This window comes from Roseateles sp. (assembly GCF_965229315.1).
Taxonomy (GTDB): Bacteria; Pseudomonadota; Gammaproteobacteria; order Burkholderiales; family Burkholderiaceae_C; genus Pelomonas.
Map to the genome: position 1 here is coordinate 1,889,885 of NZ_CBDDJA010000002.1, position 16,663 is coordinate 1,906,547.

The window sequence follows — 16,663 nt, forward strand, 5'->3', positions numbered from 1 at the left end:
GTCGGAGCCCTTGATGTCCTCTTTGCTGCAAACGCCTCTTCACGCCCTCCACGTCGAACTCGGCGCCAAGATGGTGCCCTTCGCCGGCTACGACATGCCGGTGCAGTACCCGACCGGCGTGATGGCCGAGCACAAGCACACGCGCGCCGCCGCGGGCCTGTTCGACGTGTCGCACATGGGCCAGGTGCGCCTGGTGGGCGCCGATGCCGCCGCCGCGCTGGAAACGCTGGTGCCGGTCGACATCGTCGACCTGGGCGTCTTCAAGCAGCGCTATGCCCTCTTCACCAACGAGCAAGGCGGCCTGCTGGACGACCTGATGGTCTGCAAGCGCCCCGACGACTTGTTCGTGGTCGTGAACGCCGGTTGCAAGGAGCAGGACATCGCTCACATGCAAAAGCACATCGGCAGCCGCTGCGAGGTCATCCCTGTCCCTGAGCGCGCGCTGCTGGCGCTGCAAGGCCCGCAGGCGGTGGACGTGCTGAGCCGCCTGAACCCCGAGGTCGCCCAGCTGACCTTCATGACGGGTGGTTTCTTCAGCCTCGATGGCATTGACACCTTCCTGACCCGCTCGGGCTACACCGGCGAAGACGGCTACGAGATCTCCGTGCATCAGGATGACGCCGTGGCACTCGCCCGCAAGCTGCTGAGCCACGCCGAGGTCAAGCCGATTGGCCTGGGCGCACGCGACTCGCTGCGTCTGGAAGCGGGCCTGTGCCTGTACGGCCACGACATCACCGAGGCGACCACGCCGGTCGAGGCGGCCATCACCTGGGCCATCCAGAAGGTGCGCCGCGCCGGCGGCGCCCGTCACGGCGGCTACCCGGGCGCCGCCGTCATCGACGAACAGCTCGCCAACGGGCCGCTGCGCAAGCGCGTGGGCCTGGTCGGCCAGGAGCGCATGCCCGTGCGCGAGGGCGCCAGGATCGTGACCGCGGACGGCACCGAGATCGGCGTCGTCACCAGCGGCACGCTCGGCCCGACAGTCAACCAGCCGGTGGCATTGGCCTACCTGGCCAAAGAACACGCCGCCGTTGGCACCGAAGTCTTCGCCGTCGTGCGCGACAAGCGCACGCCCATGGTCGTCTCTTCCACCCCTTTCACCCCCAACCGCTACTACCGCGGCTAATCCACGGAGCCTTCAACGATGAGCATCAAGTACACCCCCGACCACGAATGGCTTGAAGTCCACGGCGACGGCACGGCCACGGTCGGCATCACCGTGCACGCGCAGGACGCACTGGGCGACGTGGTCTTCGTGGACCTGCCCGAAGTGGGCAAGACCTACGCCGAGAAGGACGTCGCCGGCGTCGTCGAATCCGTCAAGGCCGCCGCCGACGTCTACATGCCCGTGGACGGCGAAGTCGTCGAAGTGAACGAAGCCCTGCGCGACGACCCGGCGCTGGCCAACACCGACCCGCTCAAGGCTGGCTGGTTCTTCAAGGTCAAGCTGAGCAACCCCGCCCAGCTCGACGCGTTGATGGACTCGACCGCCTACGACGCCCTGCTCAAGACTCTTTGATTCAAAGCTGTAGACCACGCCATGCCGACGCCGCTCTCTCAACTCGAAGACGCTTCCGAATTCCACGCCCGCCACATCGGGCCGGATGCCGTCGATGAATCCCTGATGTGCGCCGCCGTCGGCGTGGCCAGTCGCACCGCGTTGATCGACGCGGTCGTGCCCAAGTCCATCCGCCGCGCGCAAGGCATGAAGCTGCCCGCGCCCATCACCGAGGCCGGCGCGCTGGCCGAGCTGAAGGCGATTGCGGGCAAGAACAAGGTCTACAAGAGCTTCATCGGCCAGGGCTACTACGGCACGCACACGCCGGGTGTCATCCTGCGCAACATCCTCGAGAACCCCGCCTGGTACACGGCCTACACGCCCTATCAGGCCGAGATCTCGCAGGGCCGCATGGAAGCCATCCTGAACTTCCAGACGATGGTGACCGACCTCACCGGCATGGACATCGCCAACGGCTCCATGCTGGACGAGGCCACCTCGGCCGCCGAGGCCGTGACGCTGGCCAAGCGCGGCGTGAAGAGCAAGAGCAACACGCTGATCGTGGCCGGCGACGTGCACCCGCAGACCATCGAAGTGATCCAGACGCGCTGCGCCCCGCTGGGGATCGAGGTGAAGGTCGGCATGGCGCCCGCGCTGATGGCCGAGAACGACTACTTCGCCGTCGTCTGCCAGTACCCCAGCACCACCGGCCTCATCCATGACCTGAAGGCCTTCGCCGACCAGGCCCACGCCAAGAGCGCCGCCTTCATCGTCTGCACCGACCTGCTCGCGCTGACGCTGCTGGTCTCGCCCGGCGAGTTCGGTGCCGACATCGTCGCCGGCAACAGCCAGCGCTTCGGCATGCCCATGGGCGCCGGCGGCCCGCACGCGGCCTTCCTGGCCTGCAAGGACGAGTTCAAGCGCTCCATGCCCGGCCGCCTGGTCGGCGTGAGCAAGGACGCGCAAGGCCACCCCGCCATGCGCCTGGCGCTGCAGACCCGCGAGCAGCACATCCGGCGCGAGAAGGCCACGTCCAACATCTGCACGGCCCAGGTGCTGCCGGCCGTCGTCGCCAGCATGTACGCCGTCTACCACGGCCCGCAAGGCCTGAAGCGCATCGCCGAGCGCGTGGCCAGCTACACGGCCATCCTGCATGCGGGCCTGAAGCGCATGGGGCACAAGGTCGTCACGCCGCACGTGTTCGACACGCTGTTGGTGGAATGCGAGCCGGCTGGCGTCATGGCCAAGGCAGTGGCGGCTCAGGCCAACCTGCGCAAGATCAGTGACCAGCATGTCGGCATCGCACTGGACGAGACCAGCTCACGTGCCGACATCGAAGCCATCTGGAGCTGGTTCGCTCCTGCGGGTGCCACGGTCCCGACGGTCACCGAATTCGCCGCGGGAGTCGAAAGCCTGATCCCCACGCAGCTGCGCCGCACGACCGCCTTCCTGACCCACCCGGTCTTCAACACCCACCACAGCGAAACCGAGATGCTGCGCTACATCCGCAGCCTGTCGGACAAGGACCTGGCACTGGACCGCAGCATGATCCCGCTGGGCTCGTGCACGATGAAGCTCAACGCCACGGCCGAGATGATCCCCATCACCTGGCCCGAGTTCGCGGACGTGCACCCCTTCGCGCCGCAGGACCAGCTCGCCGGCTACACCGAGCTGGACCAGCTGCTGCAGGCCTGGCTGACCGAATGCACCGGCTACGCCGGCATCAGCCTGCAGCCCAATGCAGGCTCGCAGGGCGAGTACGCGGGCCTGCTGGCCATCAAGGCCTGGCACGAGTCGCGAGGCGACCACCAGCGCAACGTCTGCCTGATCCCCGAGTCCGCCCACGGCACCAACCCGGCTTCCGCGCAGATGTGCGGCATGACGGTCGTCGTCACCAAGTGCGACAAGGAAGGCAACATCGACCTGGCCGACCTGAAGGCCAAGTGCGAGCAGCACGCTTCACGGTTGGCCGCGATCATGATCACCTACCCCTCCACCTACGGCGTGTTCGACACGCACGTGAAGGAGATCTGCGCGACGGTGAAGGCCCACGGCGGCCGCGTCTACGTGGACGGCGCCAACATGAACGCGCTGGTCGGCGTGGCCGCACCGGGCGAGTTCGGCGGTGACGTGAGCCACCTGAACCTGCACAAGACCTTCTGCATCCCGCACGGCGGCGGCGGCCCGGGCGTCGGCCCGGTCTGCGTGGTCGAAGACCTCGTGCCCTTCCTGCCGGCGCACCGCACGGCGGGCTTGGGGCTTGCGACGAACATCGGCGCCGTCTCCGCCGCGCCGCTGGGCAACGCGGCTGTGCTGCCGATCTCCTGGATGTACATCCGGATGATGGGCGCCGAGGGCCTGAAGAAGGCGACCGAAGTGGCCATCCTGTCCGCCAACTACGTCGCGGCCCGCCTGAGCGACCACTACGACATCCACTTCTCCGGCGGCATCGCCGGCGTCAAGGGCGGCGGCGTGGCCCACGAGTGCATCCTGGACCTGCGCCCGCTGAAGGACAGCTCCGGCATCAGCGCCGAGGACGTCGCCAAGCGCCTGATCGACTACGGCTTCCACGCGCCGACGTTGAGCTTCCCGGTGGCCGGCACGCTGATGGTGGAGCCGACCGAGAGCGAGTCGCGCGCCGAGCTGGACCGCTTCATCGACGCGATGATCCAGATCCGCCACGAGATCGCCGACGTCGAGGCCGGCAAGGTCAGCCGCGAGGACAACCCGCTGGTCAACGCGCCGCACACCTCGATGGTCGTCAGCGCCACCGAATGGACGCACGGCTACAGCCGCGAAGCCGCCGCATTCCCTCTGCCCTCGCTGCGCCGCCAGAAATACTGGTCGCCGGTGGGACGCGTGGACAACGTGTGGGGCGACCGGAACCTGTTCTGCAGTTGCGTGCCACTGAGCGAATACGAAGAGGCTTGACCCACCCCCTACCGGCTTCGCCGGCCCCCTCAAGGGGGCGCTGCCAGTGGCCTGGCAAAGCCAGTTCCACAGCACAGCCGCTGGATGAGTCGGGCGGCCACAAGCCGCCCTCTACTGAATCGAGGCAGATATGGCCGTTTCCGTTTTCGACCTCTTCAAGATCGGCATCGGCCCGAGCAGCTCGCACACCGTAGGCCCGATGCGCGCTGCGCGATTGTTCGGCCTGCGGCTGCAGCACGACGGCCTGCTCGGCCAGGTGGCGCGCGTGCAGGTCATCCTCTACGGCAGCCTGGGTGCCACGGGCAAGGGCCACGGCAGCGACAAGGCCGTGCTGCTGGGCCTGGCCGGGCATGAACCCGACTCGGTGGATGTCGAGGCCATTCCCGCGCTGATGGAAGCGATCCGAGCGGGCGACTTGAACCTGGTCGGCCAGCACAAGGTCGCCTTCGACGAAGCCAAGGACCTGATCTTCAGGCGCCGCGAGACGCTGCCCTTCCACGCCAACGGCATGCGCTGCATCGCCTTCGACGCGGAAGGTGCCGAGATCGCCAACCGCGTCTACTACTCGGTCGGCGGCGGTTTTGTCGTCAGCGACGAGGTGGCGGCCGACGGCAGCAAGCAGAAGGTGATCGCGCCCGACACCACCGTGCTGCCCTACCCCTTCAAGTCCGGCGACGAGTTGCTGGCGTTGACGAAGCGCCACGGCATCTCCATCGCCGAGCTGATGCGGCGCAACGAATGCCACTGGCGCACCGAGGCCGAGATCGATGCCGGCCTGATGAAGATCTGGGCCGTCATGCAGGCCTGCGTCACGCGCGGCTGCAAGACCGAGGGCATCCTGCCCGGCGGCTTCAAGGTCAAGCGCCGCGCCGCGCAACTGCATCGCGACCTGACGGCCAACCCCGAGGCGGCGCTGCGCGACCCGCTGATGGTGATGGACTGGGTCAACCTGTACGCGCTGGCCGTCAACGAGGAGAACGCCGCGGGCGGGCGCGTCGTCACGGCGCCCACCAACGGCGCGGCGGGCATCATCCCCGCGGTGCTGCACTACTACACACGCTTCGTGCATGGCAGCACGCAACAAGGCGTCGTCGACTTCCTGCTGACCGCCGCGGCCATCGGCATCCTCTACAAGGAAAACGCGTCCATCAGCGGTGCCGAGGTCGGCTGCCAGGGCGAGGTGGGCGTGGCCTGCTCGATGGCCGCCGCCGCCCTGTGCCAGGTCATGGGCGGCACGCCGGAGCAGGTCGAGAACGCGGCCGAGATCGGCATGGAGCACCACCTGGGCCTGACCTGCGACCCGGTCGGCGGCCTGGTGCAGATCCCGTGCATCGAGCGCAACGCCATCGCCTCGGTCAAGGCCATCAACGCGGCGCGCATGGCGCTGCGCGGCGACGGCACGCACTTCGTCAGCCTGGACAAGGTCATCAAGACCATGCGCGACACCGGCGCCGACATGATGACCAAGTACAAGGAAACGGCCCGCGGTGGCCTGGCGGTCAACATCGTCGAGTGCTGAAGCGCCCCGCTGAGCCATGTGTCTCGCCGCGTTCGCGCTGAACGCCCACCCGCGCTTTCCGCTGGTCATCGCCGCCAACCGTGACGAGTTCTTCGCCCGCGCGGCGGCACCGATGGCCTGGTGGACGGACCGGCCCGACATCCTCGCCGGCCGCGATCTGACGGCCGGCGGCACCTGGTTCGGCCTGTCGCGTGCCGGCCGGCTGGCACTGCTGACCAATGTGCGCGAACCCGGCCGGCACAATCCGGCCGCACCCTCGCGCGGCGCGCTCGTCGTCGACTGGCTCACCAGCGATCTCGATGCAAGGGCTTTCGAGGCTGCGCTCAAGCCCGGTTACAACGGTTTCAACCTCGTCGCCGCCGATCTGGCACGCAATGCCTGGCATTGCATGGGCAACCGCGCGTCGGCAGCCCAGCGGCTGACGGACGGCATCCACGGCGTGTCCAACGCCTCGCTGGACACGCCGTGGCCCAAGACGCTGGGCCTCAAGGCCGCGATGGCCGAGGCCCTGGCGGCGGCCGACACGGCGGAGCAGCTCGCCGGGCAGCTCTTCGGCGCCCTCGCCGACCGCACGCAGCCGCCCGATGCCGCCTTGCCGGACACGGGCGTCGGCCTGGATCGCGAACGCCTGCTGGCACCCCGCTTCGTGCGCATGCCCGATGCGTGCGACCCGCGGCTGGCCATCTATGGCACACGCTGCGCCACGGTGCTGGTGCGAGAAGCCACGGGCCGGACGCTGATCGTCGAGCGCAGCGTGGCTGCGGACGGCCACTGGACCGGCCAGGCGGCCCAGGCGCTGACCGCCTGGCCCTGAAGCCGTTGCGATGGCGGGCAACGCCCATTTGCCTGCCTGGGGGGTGAGCTGCTATACACGACGCTAACGCCGTCCCTCCACTGAACCGCTGCCCGAACCCCGCATGTCGACGCTGCCGCTACGTCGCCTGGCCCTGATGCACTGGACGGCCCAGGCCGCCCTGCTGATCGCCGCATTCACGGCAGCACGCTGGGTGTTCCAGTGGGAGTTCGCCAATTTCATCCCCGGCCTGCGCGACACCGGCATCGTCTCGGCGACGCTGCTGCTGGTGCTGGGCGCCGCGACGGGCGTCATGTCGCTGTGGCCCAGCGCCCACGCACCCAGCGAGCGGGCCGCACAGGCCATCCGGCTGGTGGCACTGGCGCTCGCCGTGATGCCCGTGCTGATGCTGTTCGAAGCCTTCAGCGGCATCTCGCTGGGCATCGACTTCGCGCGAGCGTCCACCCAGCCCACGGCCCTGCATCCCCATCCGGGGCGCATCTCGCCCAATGCCTGCGTGGCCTACCTGCTGCTGGCGGCCAGCCTGGCCGCGCTGGCGGGCCCGGTGACGAAGGCGGCCCTGCAGCGAAGCGCCCTGCTCATCGGCGCGGCCATGCTCATCACCACGCTCGGCCTGCTGGGCTACCTGCTGCACGTGGAGATGCTGTACCACTGGGGGGCGTTCAACCGGATGACGTTGCCGGTGGCCGTGGGTCTGGCGCTGATGTCGGTGGCACTGTGGCAGCAGCGCCAGGCCTGGAGCGGCGAGAGTCAGCGCGTGGACATGCACGAGCAGCGCATCACACGGCGTGCGATGGGCGTGCTCGCCGTCGTGGTCATCGCCGCAGGGGCGGGCGGATTCGCCGCGCTCGAATCGGATTTCGAGCGCGCGCGTGCCGAGGAAATCCACGCCACCACGGTCGTCGCCGGCGACGCCTTCACGGCCACGCTGGATGCCGGCATCTGGCTGGCTGAGACCATCTCGGCGCAGCCGCTCGTCGTCGATCAGCTGACCCGCATCGCCGCCAGCCCGGACGATGCCGCGCTGCGCGAGCGCCTGCGCGTCATGACCGACAGCCTGCTCACCGGCAGCCTGACTGCCGCGCGCTTCCTGGACCCGTCCGGCCGCACGCTGACCGAGGCGGGCCGCTTCGCCGAAACGCGCGAGACCCCCACGCTCGCGCTGTCCACCGGCTATGCGATCGCCACGCGGCTGTTCCTCGCGGACGGATTCGTGCTGCACACCGAGCGGCCCGTCGTCGAGCGCGGCGAGGTCGTGGGCCACTTCGTCAGCGAGCAGCGCCTGGTGCTGATGGACCGCCTGGTCCGGCGCATCCGCGACAGCGAGGCCTCGGCCGACGTGCTGATCTGCAACCGCGTCGCCGACGTCGCAGCCTGCCTGCCCTCCAAGCTCGAAGCCCGGCCGTTCACCGTGCCGATGTTCAACGCGGACGGCCGCATCAACCTGCCCATCAACCGGGCGTTGCTGGGCGAGTCGGGCGTCGTGCTGACGCCCGACCTGCGCGACGTGCCCGTCGTCGCGGCCTTCATGCCGCTGGAAAAGACCGGCCTCGCGCTGGTCACCAAGGCCGACATCGAGGACGTGTTCAGCGTCATCCGCCAGAGCCTGGCCGGTCTCGCCCTGCTGGTGGTGGCGCTCGTGACGGCCGGCACCTGGGCCATGCGGCGGCAGGTGCGCCCGCTCGTCAAGCAGCTCGCGGCCAGCGAGGAGCGCATGCGCGACGTCGCCAACGCCATCCCGGCCATCGTGGGTGCCTTCGACGCCGAGCAGCGCTGCGTTTTCGCCAACGACCTGGCGCTGAAGGTGCATGGCCTGCCCCGCGACCAGGCGCTGGGCCTGCCCCTGCGTACCGGCCTCGGCGAGGAGAGCTATGCGCTGCACCGCCCCTATGTGGAGGCCGTGCTGAAGGGGGAGCGCCAGTCCTTCGAAGGCGCGCTGCCCTGGCGCGGCGGCATGGGCTACTTCAAGATCAACCTCGTGCCCATGCGCGACCCGCAGACCGACGCCGTCAGTGGCTTCTACCTGATGACGTTCGACGTCACCGAACTGCGCCGCGCCCAGCTGGAGCAGGAGCGCAGCGAGCGCCGCCTGCGCTCCATCGCCGACAACCTGCCCGTGCTGATCTCCTATGTCGACCTTGAGCATCGCCTCACCTACGCCAACGAAACCTACAAGCACTGGATGGGGATGGACCCCGCGCTGGTGGTCGGCACGCACCTGAAGACGCTCATCGGCCCCGAGCTGTACGCGCAGCGGGAGCCCCACATCGCCCGGGCCCTGACCGGCGAGCGCTTGACGTTCGAGGTCGTGTCCCTGGCGCTCGGCGTCACGCGCCACCTGCACACCGTCTACATCCCCGACCGCCACAGTGATGGCAGCGTGCAAGGCCTCTATGCCTTGTCGACCGACATCACCGAGGCCAAGAAGGCCGAGCGCCTGCTGCAGGACCTGGCCCGCAACGACCCGCTGACCGGCCTGCCCAACCGGCGCGAGTTCGAAAGCCGGCTCACGCTGGCCCTCGCCCGTGCCCGGCGAGACCGGCGCGTGATGGCGCTGGTGTTCATGGACGTGGACCACTTCAAGGCCATCAACGACGGCCACGGCCATGCGGCGGGAGACGCCGTGCTGAAGGAGTTCGCGCATCGCATCCAGCATGCCGTGCGCGCCACCGACACGGCCGCCCGCCTGGCTGGCGACGAGTTCGTCGTCATCCTCGAAGGACTGCAGGACGCCGCCGAAGCCTCGGCCATCGCGGCCAAGCTCGTCGGCGTCATCCGCCTGCCCATCGGCATCCCGGGCGGGCGGGCGTTGAACGTGACCACCAGCATCGGCGTGGCCTGCTGGGGTGGCACGGGCGAAGGCGCCGACGACATCCTCGACCGCGCCGACCGGGCGCTCTACCGCGCCAAGGCGGCAGGCCGGGACAGCTTCGCCCAGACGACCTTCTGACAGCGCAAAAACCGGTGCCGCCACCGGTTGATTCCGTCCCAGCGCCAGCAACACGCCGGGACACAATCCGGCCGTCGTGACCGCCGTCGCCCTCTCCGCCCTTCCCCGCCGCGCGCCACTGCAGCCGAGCCAGATGCAGCGCTGCCTGCTGCTGGCCGTGCTGTTGCACGTCTGGCTGGTGCTGGTCTTCGGCAATGCGACCGGCACCGCCGCGCCGGGCCAGGGCGTGTGGGGCAGCCTGACCGTCAAGCTGCTGGGCCGCAGCGGTGGCGAACCCGGCGCACCGCCTGGCGACCCGGTGCGCGAGGCGCGCGACAACGGCGCGGCTGGTGAAAACGGCCAGCAGCGCCAGGGAGGGCAGGTACGCCCCACCCGGACCGCCACGGCCGCACCGGGCGCTGCCGAACTGGGCCGCTGGAACCCGCGCGAGGTGCCGCCCGAGGCCCATCGCACGGACGAGGTCTCACCGGCAGCGCCGAACACCTCGACATTGGAGCTGCCGGAAGGTTTCCGCCCGGTCGAACGGGAACGCCTCACCCTGCCGGCGCAAGCCCCGCCGCTGCAGATGCCCGCCGTGGAACTGCCCGCCGCCATCGGCAGGCTGGACGCCCGTCCCGACACGACCGCGCCCCCCCTGCCCTCACCCGCAAGCCTGCGGGCGAACCGCCGCGCCGCGCTGCCGCCCGTGACGGCGGACCTCCCGGCGCCGGTGCGCCGGCTCGAAGCCCCCACCGAGGCCGTTGCCGCGCCCGCGTTGCCCCGCCCCTCGGAACTGCGCAGCACCGCGCCAGCCTTGCCGTCGACGAGCGCCGCGCTGCCGGCACCCGTGCAACGGCTCGAAGCCCCGACTGCGGCCGATGGCAACGGCGTGGCACCGCTGACGCGTGCCAGCGGGCTGCGCACGCCAGGCGACGTGACCACCAGGCCGACGGCCATGCCCGATGCGCAGGATCTGCCCGCGCCGGTGCGGCGGCTGGAGGCAACCGACAACGTCGTGACACCGCTGCAGCCCGCCATCAACTCGCCCGCGCCGCTGGCGGCGCCCAGCGCCACGATGGTGACCGAGGTGTCCCAGGTCCTGCCGGGCCAGGTCGCGACGCCTGCCGACGCCGCGCATGGCGACCCGAGCGCCAACGCGTATGCGCCCAAGGCATCCGCCGGTTCGCCCGACGCGGGCTCGCGCCTCGGCCCGGACCTGGCCGTGCCCCCTTCGGCCTCCGCCAGCGCGCCGCGCGCGCCGCTGAACCTGTCGCTGCCCCGCAGCGGCGACATCGCGTCTCGCCGCGGCCCCGGCCTGGTCGAGCTGCTGCCGCAGCCGCCCGAGCGCAAGTCCAGGCTGGAACAATCCATCGAGGACGCCACCAACGCCGACTGCCGCAAGGCCTACGCCAACGCCGGCCTCCTCGCCGCCGTGCCGCTGGTCCTCGACGCGGCGCGCGGCAAGGGGTGCAAGTGGTGAACTCTTTGTCCCACCGAAACCCAGCCACACAGCTCACCTATGACACGCAAGAACCGCCTCCTCGCAATCGCCTTGCTCTCGGCCGCAGGCGCCGTGGCAGCCGCGCCAAGCTGCGTGATCTCGGAAAGCGACCTGCACGCCAACCAAGCCTTGACGTTCTCGGACTTCGACCAGGTCGGCAGCCTGCCAAGCACGGCACGCAAGCTCAGCGAGCGGGGGTGCTATGTCGAAGCAGCGACCGCCGGCGAGCACTACCTGCTGTTCGGTCCGTCACCGACGCTGCGCGAGCGCTCCATCATCGTCTGGCATCTCACGCAGAACCTGGCGATGGCCGGCAAGGAGCCCGAGGCCGCGCATCTCGCCGCCGCGGCGATCCGCGCCCACGACCCCAGCGACGATGCCGATGACTTCCAATGGAACGCCTATGTCCGCGGAACCTGGGCCTTCCTGACGAAACGGCGCCCGCTGTTGCTGGCCTCCATCCAGCGTTTGCGTTCAGCCGGCGGAGAGCGCAACCACATGAACGCCGGTGTGCTCGACAGGTTGGACCTTTGCTTCACGCGGTCTTATGCAGATGCGTATGCCAGCCCGGCCTGCCGCATCAAGCCCTGACGGCCGTCAGCACCTGCAATTGCCGCGCGTTCTGCAGCGCCGCACCCGCCGCGGTGTTGTCGAAGATGCACCAGGGCTGAACGCCCCCAGGCAGCGCCCGCAGTCGGCGGGCCTGGGCATCGAGCCAGGCGTCGTCATAGGACGACCAGTAGGTCCGCGGCGAGCCGTGCCATCGGAAGTAGGGCACGCCACCCCGCCAGCCGCCGGGCGCGTCGGCGCCGGGCCACTTGGCCGGGTCCACCGCCGCGCGCGACACCTGGTGGTCGCACATCAGTTGCTCGGCCTGCGCCGTGAACCAGCTCGCGTGTCGAGGTTCGCAGACCACGGCACCGTCGAAGACCGACCTCAGCTGTTCGAAGAACCGGCCCGCCACGCCGGCGTCGAACGCCAGTGACGGCGGCAGCTGCACCAGCAAGACCGCCCACTTCTCGCCCAGCGCGCCCGCCTCACCCACGAACCGCGCGAGCAACGCCTGCGAGTGCAGCAAGCGCTGCTCGTGCGAGATCTGCTTCGGCAGCTTCACCGCAAAACGGAAGCCCTCAGGTGTGCTGGCGGCCCATCGCGCGTAGGTCTGCGGCCGATGGCTGCGGTAGAACGACGAGTTGATCTCCACGCAGTTCATCACGGCCGCATAGCGCTGCAGTTGCGAACCCTCGGCTGCAAATGCATCCGCCTGCTCTGCCCGGATGGACCAGCCTGCGGTGCCGATGAAGACGGCTCGCTGCGTCATGCGGCCAGCGTAGAGGCTGGCCTGCGCACGGCGCGTCGGACAACGCCGAGTTCAGAACCCGTTCAGCACCAGCTTGCCGCGCATGCGGCCGCTCTCGATAAGCGCGTGTGCGCGCTTCAGGTTGGCGGCGTTGATCGGGCTCATCTGTTCGCTGACCGTCGTGCGCAGGTGGCCTTCGTCCACCAGCGCGGCCACGCGGGCCAGCAGCCGGCCCTGCTCGGCCATGTCGGCCGTGCCGAACAGGGAGCGCGTGAACATCAGTTCCCAGTGCAGCGAGAGGCTCTTGCGCTTGAGCGCCATCACGTCCAGCGGCTGCTCAGGGTCGTCGATCAGCGCGATGCGGCCCTGCGGTGCCGCCGCCTCGACGAGGGCGGCCCAGTGCTGGTCGGTGTTCGTGAGGCTGGCGGTGAACGCCACCTCCGCCACGCCGGCCGCGACGAGCTGCGGTCGCAATGGCTGGGCGTGGTCGACGACCAGGTGCGCGCCCATCTCCTTGGCCCAGGCCTGCGTCTCGGGCCGGCTGGCCGTGCCGATGACGCGCAGCTGCGTCAGCTGCCGCGCCAGCTGCACGAGGATGGAGCCCACGCCGCCCGCCGCGCCGACGACGAGCAGGCTCTGCCCCGCGCCGCCGCCCTCGGGCACGCCCAGGCGGTCGAACAGCAGCTCCCAGGCCGTGATGGCCGTCAGCGGCAGCGCGGCGGCTTCGGCGTCGGGCAGGCTCTGCGGCGCGCGGGCGGAGATGCGGTGGTCCACGAGCTGGAACTCCGCGTTCGAGCCGGGCCGGTTGATGGCGCCGGCGTACCAGACGCGGTCACCGACGGCGAAGCCCTGCACCGCGCTGCCCAGCGCATCCACGGTGCCGACGGCATCCCAGCCCAGCACTTCGGGCTTGCCGTCCTGCGGCGCCCGGCTGCGGCGGACCTTGGTGTCCACCGGGTTCACGGAGACGGCCTGCACCCGCACGCGCAGGTCGCGCGGGCCGGGTTCGGGCGCGGGCAGTTCCAGGTCCATGAGGGCCTGGGGGTGGTCGATGGGCAGGGATTGCAGGTAGCCGACGGCTTTCATGGGTGTCCTTTGAAGCAAAGCAACGAATGACCTGGATGGTGAGGCGTGCCATTGCATCCAGAAAGCCTAGGATCAGCAAATCAGTTTCACCACAAAAATGAAGATGGATCGCCTCGCGCCCTTGCAGCTCTTCGTCGCCGCCGCGGACGCCGGCAGCTTCTCCGCCGCAGCGCGCCGGCTGGACGTGGGCGCCGTGCAGGCCAGCGCCACCATCGCCCGGCTGGAGCGCGAGCTGGGCGTGCGGTTGTTCGAGCGCTCCACGCGCCGGCTGCGGCTGACCGACGCCGGCGAGCAGTGGCTGCCGCATGCCCGACAGACGCTGGCCGCCTGGGACGACGGCCAGGCCGCGCTGCGCAGCGCGGCCGGCGACGCGCAACCGTTGCAGGGGCGGCTGCGCATCAGCCTGCCCAGCGACCTGGGCCGGCAGCACCTGTGGCGCTGGATCGAGGAGTTCGCGGCCGGTGAAGCCGGCGCCGGGCTGCAGCTGGAGCTGCGCATCAGCGACCGCATCGCCGACCTCGTGCACGACCCGGTGGACTTCGGCGTGCGCTACGGCGAGCCGCCGGACTCCGGCCTCGTCGCGCTGCCACTGGCGCCCGACAACCGCCGCGTGCTGTGCGCCAGCCCCGCCTACGTCGCTCGGCACGGCCAGCCGCAGACGCCCGCCGACCTGGCCCGCCACGACTGCCTGCGTTTCGTGCTGGGCGACAGCCTGCACGGCCGCTGGCGCTTCACGTCGGCCGAGGGCGAAACGGTTGCCATCGAGACTGCCGGCCACCGCATTGCCGACGACGGCGGCCTGGTGCGCGAATGGGCGCTGGCCGGTTTGGGGCTGGCGTACAAGAGCCGGCTCGACGTGGCCGGCGACCTCGCCGCCGGCCGGCTGGTGCCTCTGCTGCCCGGCTGGCTGGGCGAGCCCGCGCCGCTGCACTGGATGGCCGTGGGCCGCCACCGCATGACACCGGCGCTGCGCCGGCTGGCGGCCGAGCTGCGCCGCCGCTGCGGCCAGCTCTGAGCTGGGTCACAGCCGCGCCAGCGCCTCCACCGGATCCAGCCGCGCCGCGTTGCGTGCCGGCAGGAAGCCGAAGACGACGCCGATCAGCGTGGACACGCCGAACGCCCCTGCGATGGCGACGAGCGAGATGCTCATCTGGAACTTGTCGCCCGCCACGTGGTTGAACAGTGCGGCACCGCCCACCGCCAGGCTCACGCCCAGCGCGCCGCCGATGACGCACACCAGCACCGCCTCGACGAGGAACTGGCGCAGGATGTCGGCCTGCCGCGCGCCCACCGCCATGCGCACACCGATCTCGCCGGTGCGTTCGGTCACGGACACCAACATGATGTTCATGACGCCGATGCCGCCCACCAGCAGCGAGATCAGCGCGATGGACGAGATCAGCAGCGTGATCGTGGCAGTCGTCTGCTCCACGGTCTGGCGGATGCTGTCGGTGTTCATCAGGAAGAAGTCCTCCTTGCCGTGGCGCTGCGTCAGCAGCTTGCGCACGCCCTGCTCCGCCACGCTGCTGGACACCTGGTCGCTGACGCGCACGGCGATGCTCTGCAGGTAGTCCTGGCCGTTCACGCGGTTCATGGCCGTGGTGTACGGGATCCACACGTTGATCGCGTCGTCGTTGCCGAAGGCGCTGCTCTTCTTGGCCGTCACGCCGACGATGCGCACCGGCAGCGCGCCCAGCAGGATGACCTCGCCCAGCGCGTTCTCGCCGTTGGGGAACAGCGTCTTGCGCGCGTTGTCGTCGATGACGGCCTGCTGCGCGCGCTGCTGCACGGCGGCAGCGTCGAAGCCCTGGCCGGTGGCGAACGTGTAGCCGCGCACGCGGAAGAACTGCTCGCCCACGCCGCTGACGCTGGCCGACACGTCCACGTTGCGGTAGCGCAGCCCGGCGCTGACACCCACGCTGGGCGTGACGCTGTCGACATAGTCGAGCTGCGCGAGCGCGTCCGCATCGCCCGCGCGCAGCGTGCGCACGGCTGCCGCGCGGCGGTCGCCGAAGCCGCTGCCGGGGCTGACGTTGATGGTGTTGGTGCCCATCGCGCTGATGTCGGCCAGGATGCGCTGGCGCGAGCCCTCGCCCAGCGCCACCACCGACACGACCGAGGCGATGCCGATGATGATGCCCAGCATGGTCAGCAGCGTGCGCAGGCGGTGGCTGACCATCGCCCGCCAGGCCATGCGCGCGGCCTCGCCCAGCCGCCCGGCCAGCCCGCCGAAGGCACTGCCGCTGCGGGCCGGCGCGGCGCGTTCGCGCTGCACCAGCGGCGGCGCGTCGGGCTGGCGGCGGTCGGCGACGATGACGCCGTCGCTGATCTCGATGACGCGCTGCGCGTGCGCCGCGACCTGCGCGTCGTGCGTGACGAGGATGATGGTGTGGCCGTCGGCGTGCAGCTCCGCCAGGATGCGCATGACCTCGCGGCCGCTGGCCTGGTCCAGCGCGCCGGTGGGCTCGTCGGCCAGGATCACGTCGCCGCCGTTCATCAGCGCCCGTGCGATGGACACGCGCTGCTGCTGCCCGCCCGAGAGCTGGCCGGGCCGGTGGTTCAGCCGCTCGGCCAGGCCCAGCCGCTCCAGCAACTGGCGCGAGCGCTGGTGGCGCGCGTCGGCCGGCGTGCCCGAGTAGATGGCCGGGATCTCGACGTTGCCCAGCGCGTTGAGGTCGCCCAGCAACTGGTAGCGCTGGAAGATGAAGCCGAAGTGCTCGCGGCGCAGGCGCGCGAGCGCATCGGGCGCCATCGCGCCGGTCTCCTGGCCGGCCACACGGTAGCTGCCGCGCGTGGGCCGGTCCAGGCAGCCGAGGATGTTCATCAGCGTGGACTTGCCCGAGCCGGACGGGCCCATGATGGCCACCATCTCGCCGGCCTCGATGTCCAGGTCGACGTCGCGCAGCACGGCCACCGTGCCCTCGCCGGCAGGGAATTCGCGGACCAGGCCGCGCAGTTCAAGCAGCGCCATCAATGAGCCCCTCGCCCAGCCCCGCCGCACTGCACGCGGGCGGCGCTGGTCGGTCCCCCGAGGGGACGGCGACGCCCGCGGCATCGAGCCGCGAGCACATCGCCCTGGCGGGCC

The 16,663-nt window shown here is 70.3% G+C and carries 12 protein-coding genes; 9 read left to right on the forward strand and 3 right to left on the reverse strand.

Going from position 1 to position 16,663, the window contains the following annotated elements; all coding sequences use genetic code 11:
- Nucleotides 1-13: 13 nt before the first annotated feature.
- From gcvT to ACO07H_RS13575, 8 genes are all read left to right on the forward strand, one after another.
- A complete protein-coding gene (gene gcvT, locus ACO07H_RS13540) occupies nt 14-1,126 on the forward strand; it encodes a glycine cleavage system aminomethyltransferase GcvT (protein WP_422014949.1) in 1,113 nt (370 codons plus the stop codon).
- A gap of 18 nt (nt 1,127-1,144) precedes the next feature.
- A complete protein-coding gene (gcvH, locus tag ACO07H_RS13545; protein ID WP_422014951.1) occupies nt 1,145-1,519 on the forward strand; it encodes a glycine cleavage system protein GcvH in 375 nt (124 codons plus the stop codon).
- Between the two features lie 21 nt (nt 1,520-1,540).
- Nucleotides 1,541-4,429, forward strand: a complete 2,889-nt coding sequence (gene gcvP / locus ACO07H_RS13550; RefSeq protein WP_422014953.1) for an aminomethyl-transferring glycine dehydrogenase — start codon at nt 1,541-1,543, stop codon at nt 4,427-4,429.
- Between the two features lie 130 nt (nt 4,430-4,559).
- Nucleotides 4,560-5,948: an L-serine ammonia-lyase gene (locus ACO07H_RS13555; protein ID WP_422014955.1), complete on the forward strand. Its 1,389-nt coding sequence runs from the start codon at nt 4,560-4,562 to the stop codon at nt 5,946-5,948.
- 16 nt (nt 5,949-5,964) lie between these two features.
- Nucleotides 5,965-6,762: an NRDE family protein gene (locus tag ACO07H_RS13560; protein WP_422014957.1), complete on the forward strand. Its 798-nt coding sequence runs from the start codon at nt 5,965-5,967 to the stop codon at nt 6,760-6,762.
- Between the two features lie 103 nt (nt 6,763-6,865).
- Nucleotides 6,866-9,712, forward strand: coding sequence for a diguanylate cyclase domain-containing protein (locus tag ACO07H_RS13565; RefSeq protein WP_422014959.1), 2,847 nt, complete (start codon nt 6,866-6,868; stop codon nt 9,710-9,712).
- A 76-nt stretch (nt 9,713-9,788) separates the two neighbouring features.
- On the forward strand, nt 9,789-11,171 hold the full coding sequence (locus ACO07H_RS13570; RefSeq protein WP_422014961.1) for a hypothetical protein: 1,383 nt from the start codon (nt 9,789-9,791) through the stop codon (nt 11,169-11,171).
- Nucleotides 11,172-11,210: 39 nt separating this feature from the next.
- A complete protein-coding gene (locus tag ACO07H_RS13575) occupies nt 11,211-11,783 on the forward strand; it encodes a hypothetical protein (RefSeq protein ID WP_422014963.1) in 573 nt (190 codons plus the stop codon).
- Here the strand turns inward: ACO07H_RS13575 and ACO07H_RS13580 are convergent.
- The gene (locus tag ACO07H_RS13580) at nt 11,773-12,513 is read right to left on the reverse strand and encodes a DUF72 domain-containing protein (RefSeq protein ID WP_422014965.1); all 741 of its coding nucleotides are present in this window, start codon (nt 12,511-12,513) and stop codon (nt 11,773-11,775) included. The genes ACO07H_RS13575 and ACO07H_RS13580 overlap by 11 nt on opposite strands.
- Nucleotides 12,514-12,564: 51 nt before the next feature.
- Nucleotides 12,565-13,578: a zinc-binding alcohol dehydrogenase family protein gene (locus tag ACO07H_RS13585; protein ID WP_422014967.1), complete on the reverse strand. Its 1,014-nt coding sequence runs from the start codon at nt 13,576-13,578 to the stop codon at nt 12,565-12,567.
- 103 nt (nt 13,579-13,681) lie between these two features.
- Here ACO07H_RS13585 and ACO07H_RS13590 point away from each other — a divergent pair, with 103 nt between their 5' ends.
- The gene (locus ACO07H_RS13590; RefSeq protein ID WP_422014969.1) at nt 13,682-14,593 is read left to right on the forward strand and encodes a LysR family transcriptional regulator; all 912 of its coding nucleotides are present in this window, start codon (nt 13,682-13,684) and stop codon (nt 14,591-14,593) included.
- Between the two features lie 6 nt (nt 14,594-14,599).
- Here the strand turns inward: ACO07H_RS13590 and ACO07H_RS13595 are convergent, their stop codons facing one another.
- Nucleotides 14,600-16,549 carry a MacB family efflux pump subunit gene (locus ACO07H_RS13595; protein ID WP_422014971.1) on the reverse strand — a complete coding sequence of 650 codons (1,950 nt, stop codon included), beginning with the start codon at nt 16,547-16,549 and terminating at the stop codon, nt 14,600-14,602.
- Nucleotides 16,550-16,663: the final 114 nt, after the last annotated feature.

What these genes read in the sequence shown, in the direction of transcription:
- ACO07H_RS13585 (WP_422014967.1), bottom strand. Translation starts at nt 13,578, where the DNA reads ATGAAAGCCGTCGGCTACCTGCAATCCCTGCCCATCGACCACCCCCAG.
- ACO07H_RS13560 (WP_422014957.1), top strand. Translation starts at nt 5,965, where the DNA reads ATGTGTCTCGCCGCGTTCGCGCTGAACGCCCACCCGCGCTTTCCGCTG.
- ACO07H_RS13595 (WP_422014971.1), bottom strand. Translation starts at nt 16,549, where the DNA reads ATGGCGCTGCTTGAACTGCGCGGCCTGGTCCGCGAATTCCCTGCCGGC.
- gcvP (WP_422014953.1), top strand. Translation starts at nt 1,541, where the DNA reads ATGCCGACGCCGCTCTCTCAACTCGAAGACGCTTCCGAATTCCACGCC.
- gcvT (WP_422014949.1), top strand. Translation starts at nt 14, where the DNA reads ATGTCCTCTTTGCTGCAAACGCCTCTTCACGCCCTCCACGTCGAACTC.
- ACO07H_RS13575 (WP_422014963.1), top strand. Translation starts at nt 11,211, where the DNA reads ATGACACGCAAGAACCGCCTCCTCGCAATCGCCTTGCTCTCGGCCGCA.
- ACO07H_RS13565 (WP_422014959.1), top strand. Translation starts at nt 6,866, where the DNA reads ATGTCGACGCTGCCGCTACGTCGCCTGGCCCTGATGCACTGGACGGCC.
- ACO07H_RS13580 (WP_422014965.1), bottom strand. Translation starts at nt 12,513, where the DNA reads ATGACGCAGCGAGCCGTCTTCATCGGCACCGCAGGCTGGTCCATCCGG.
- ACO07H_RS13590 (WP_422014969.1), top strand. Translation starts at nt 13,682, where the DNA reads ATGGATCGCCTCGCGCCCTTGCAGCTCTTCGTCGCCGCCGCGGACGCC.
- ACO07H_RS13555 (WP_422014955.1), top strand. Translation starts at nt 4,560, where the DNA reads ATGGCCGTTTCCGTTTTCGACCTCTTCAAGATCGGCATCGGCCCGAGC.
- gcvH (WP_422014951.1), top strand. Translation starts at nt 1,145, where the DNA reads ATGAGCATCAAGTACACCCCCGACCACGAATGGCTTGAAGTCCACGGC.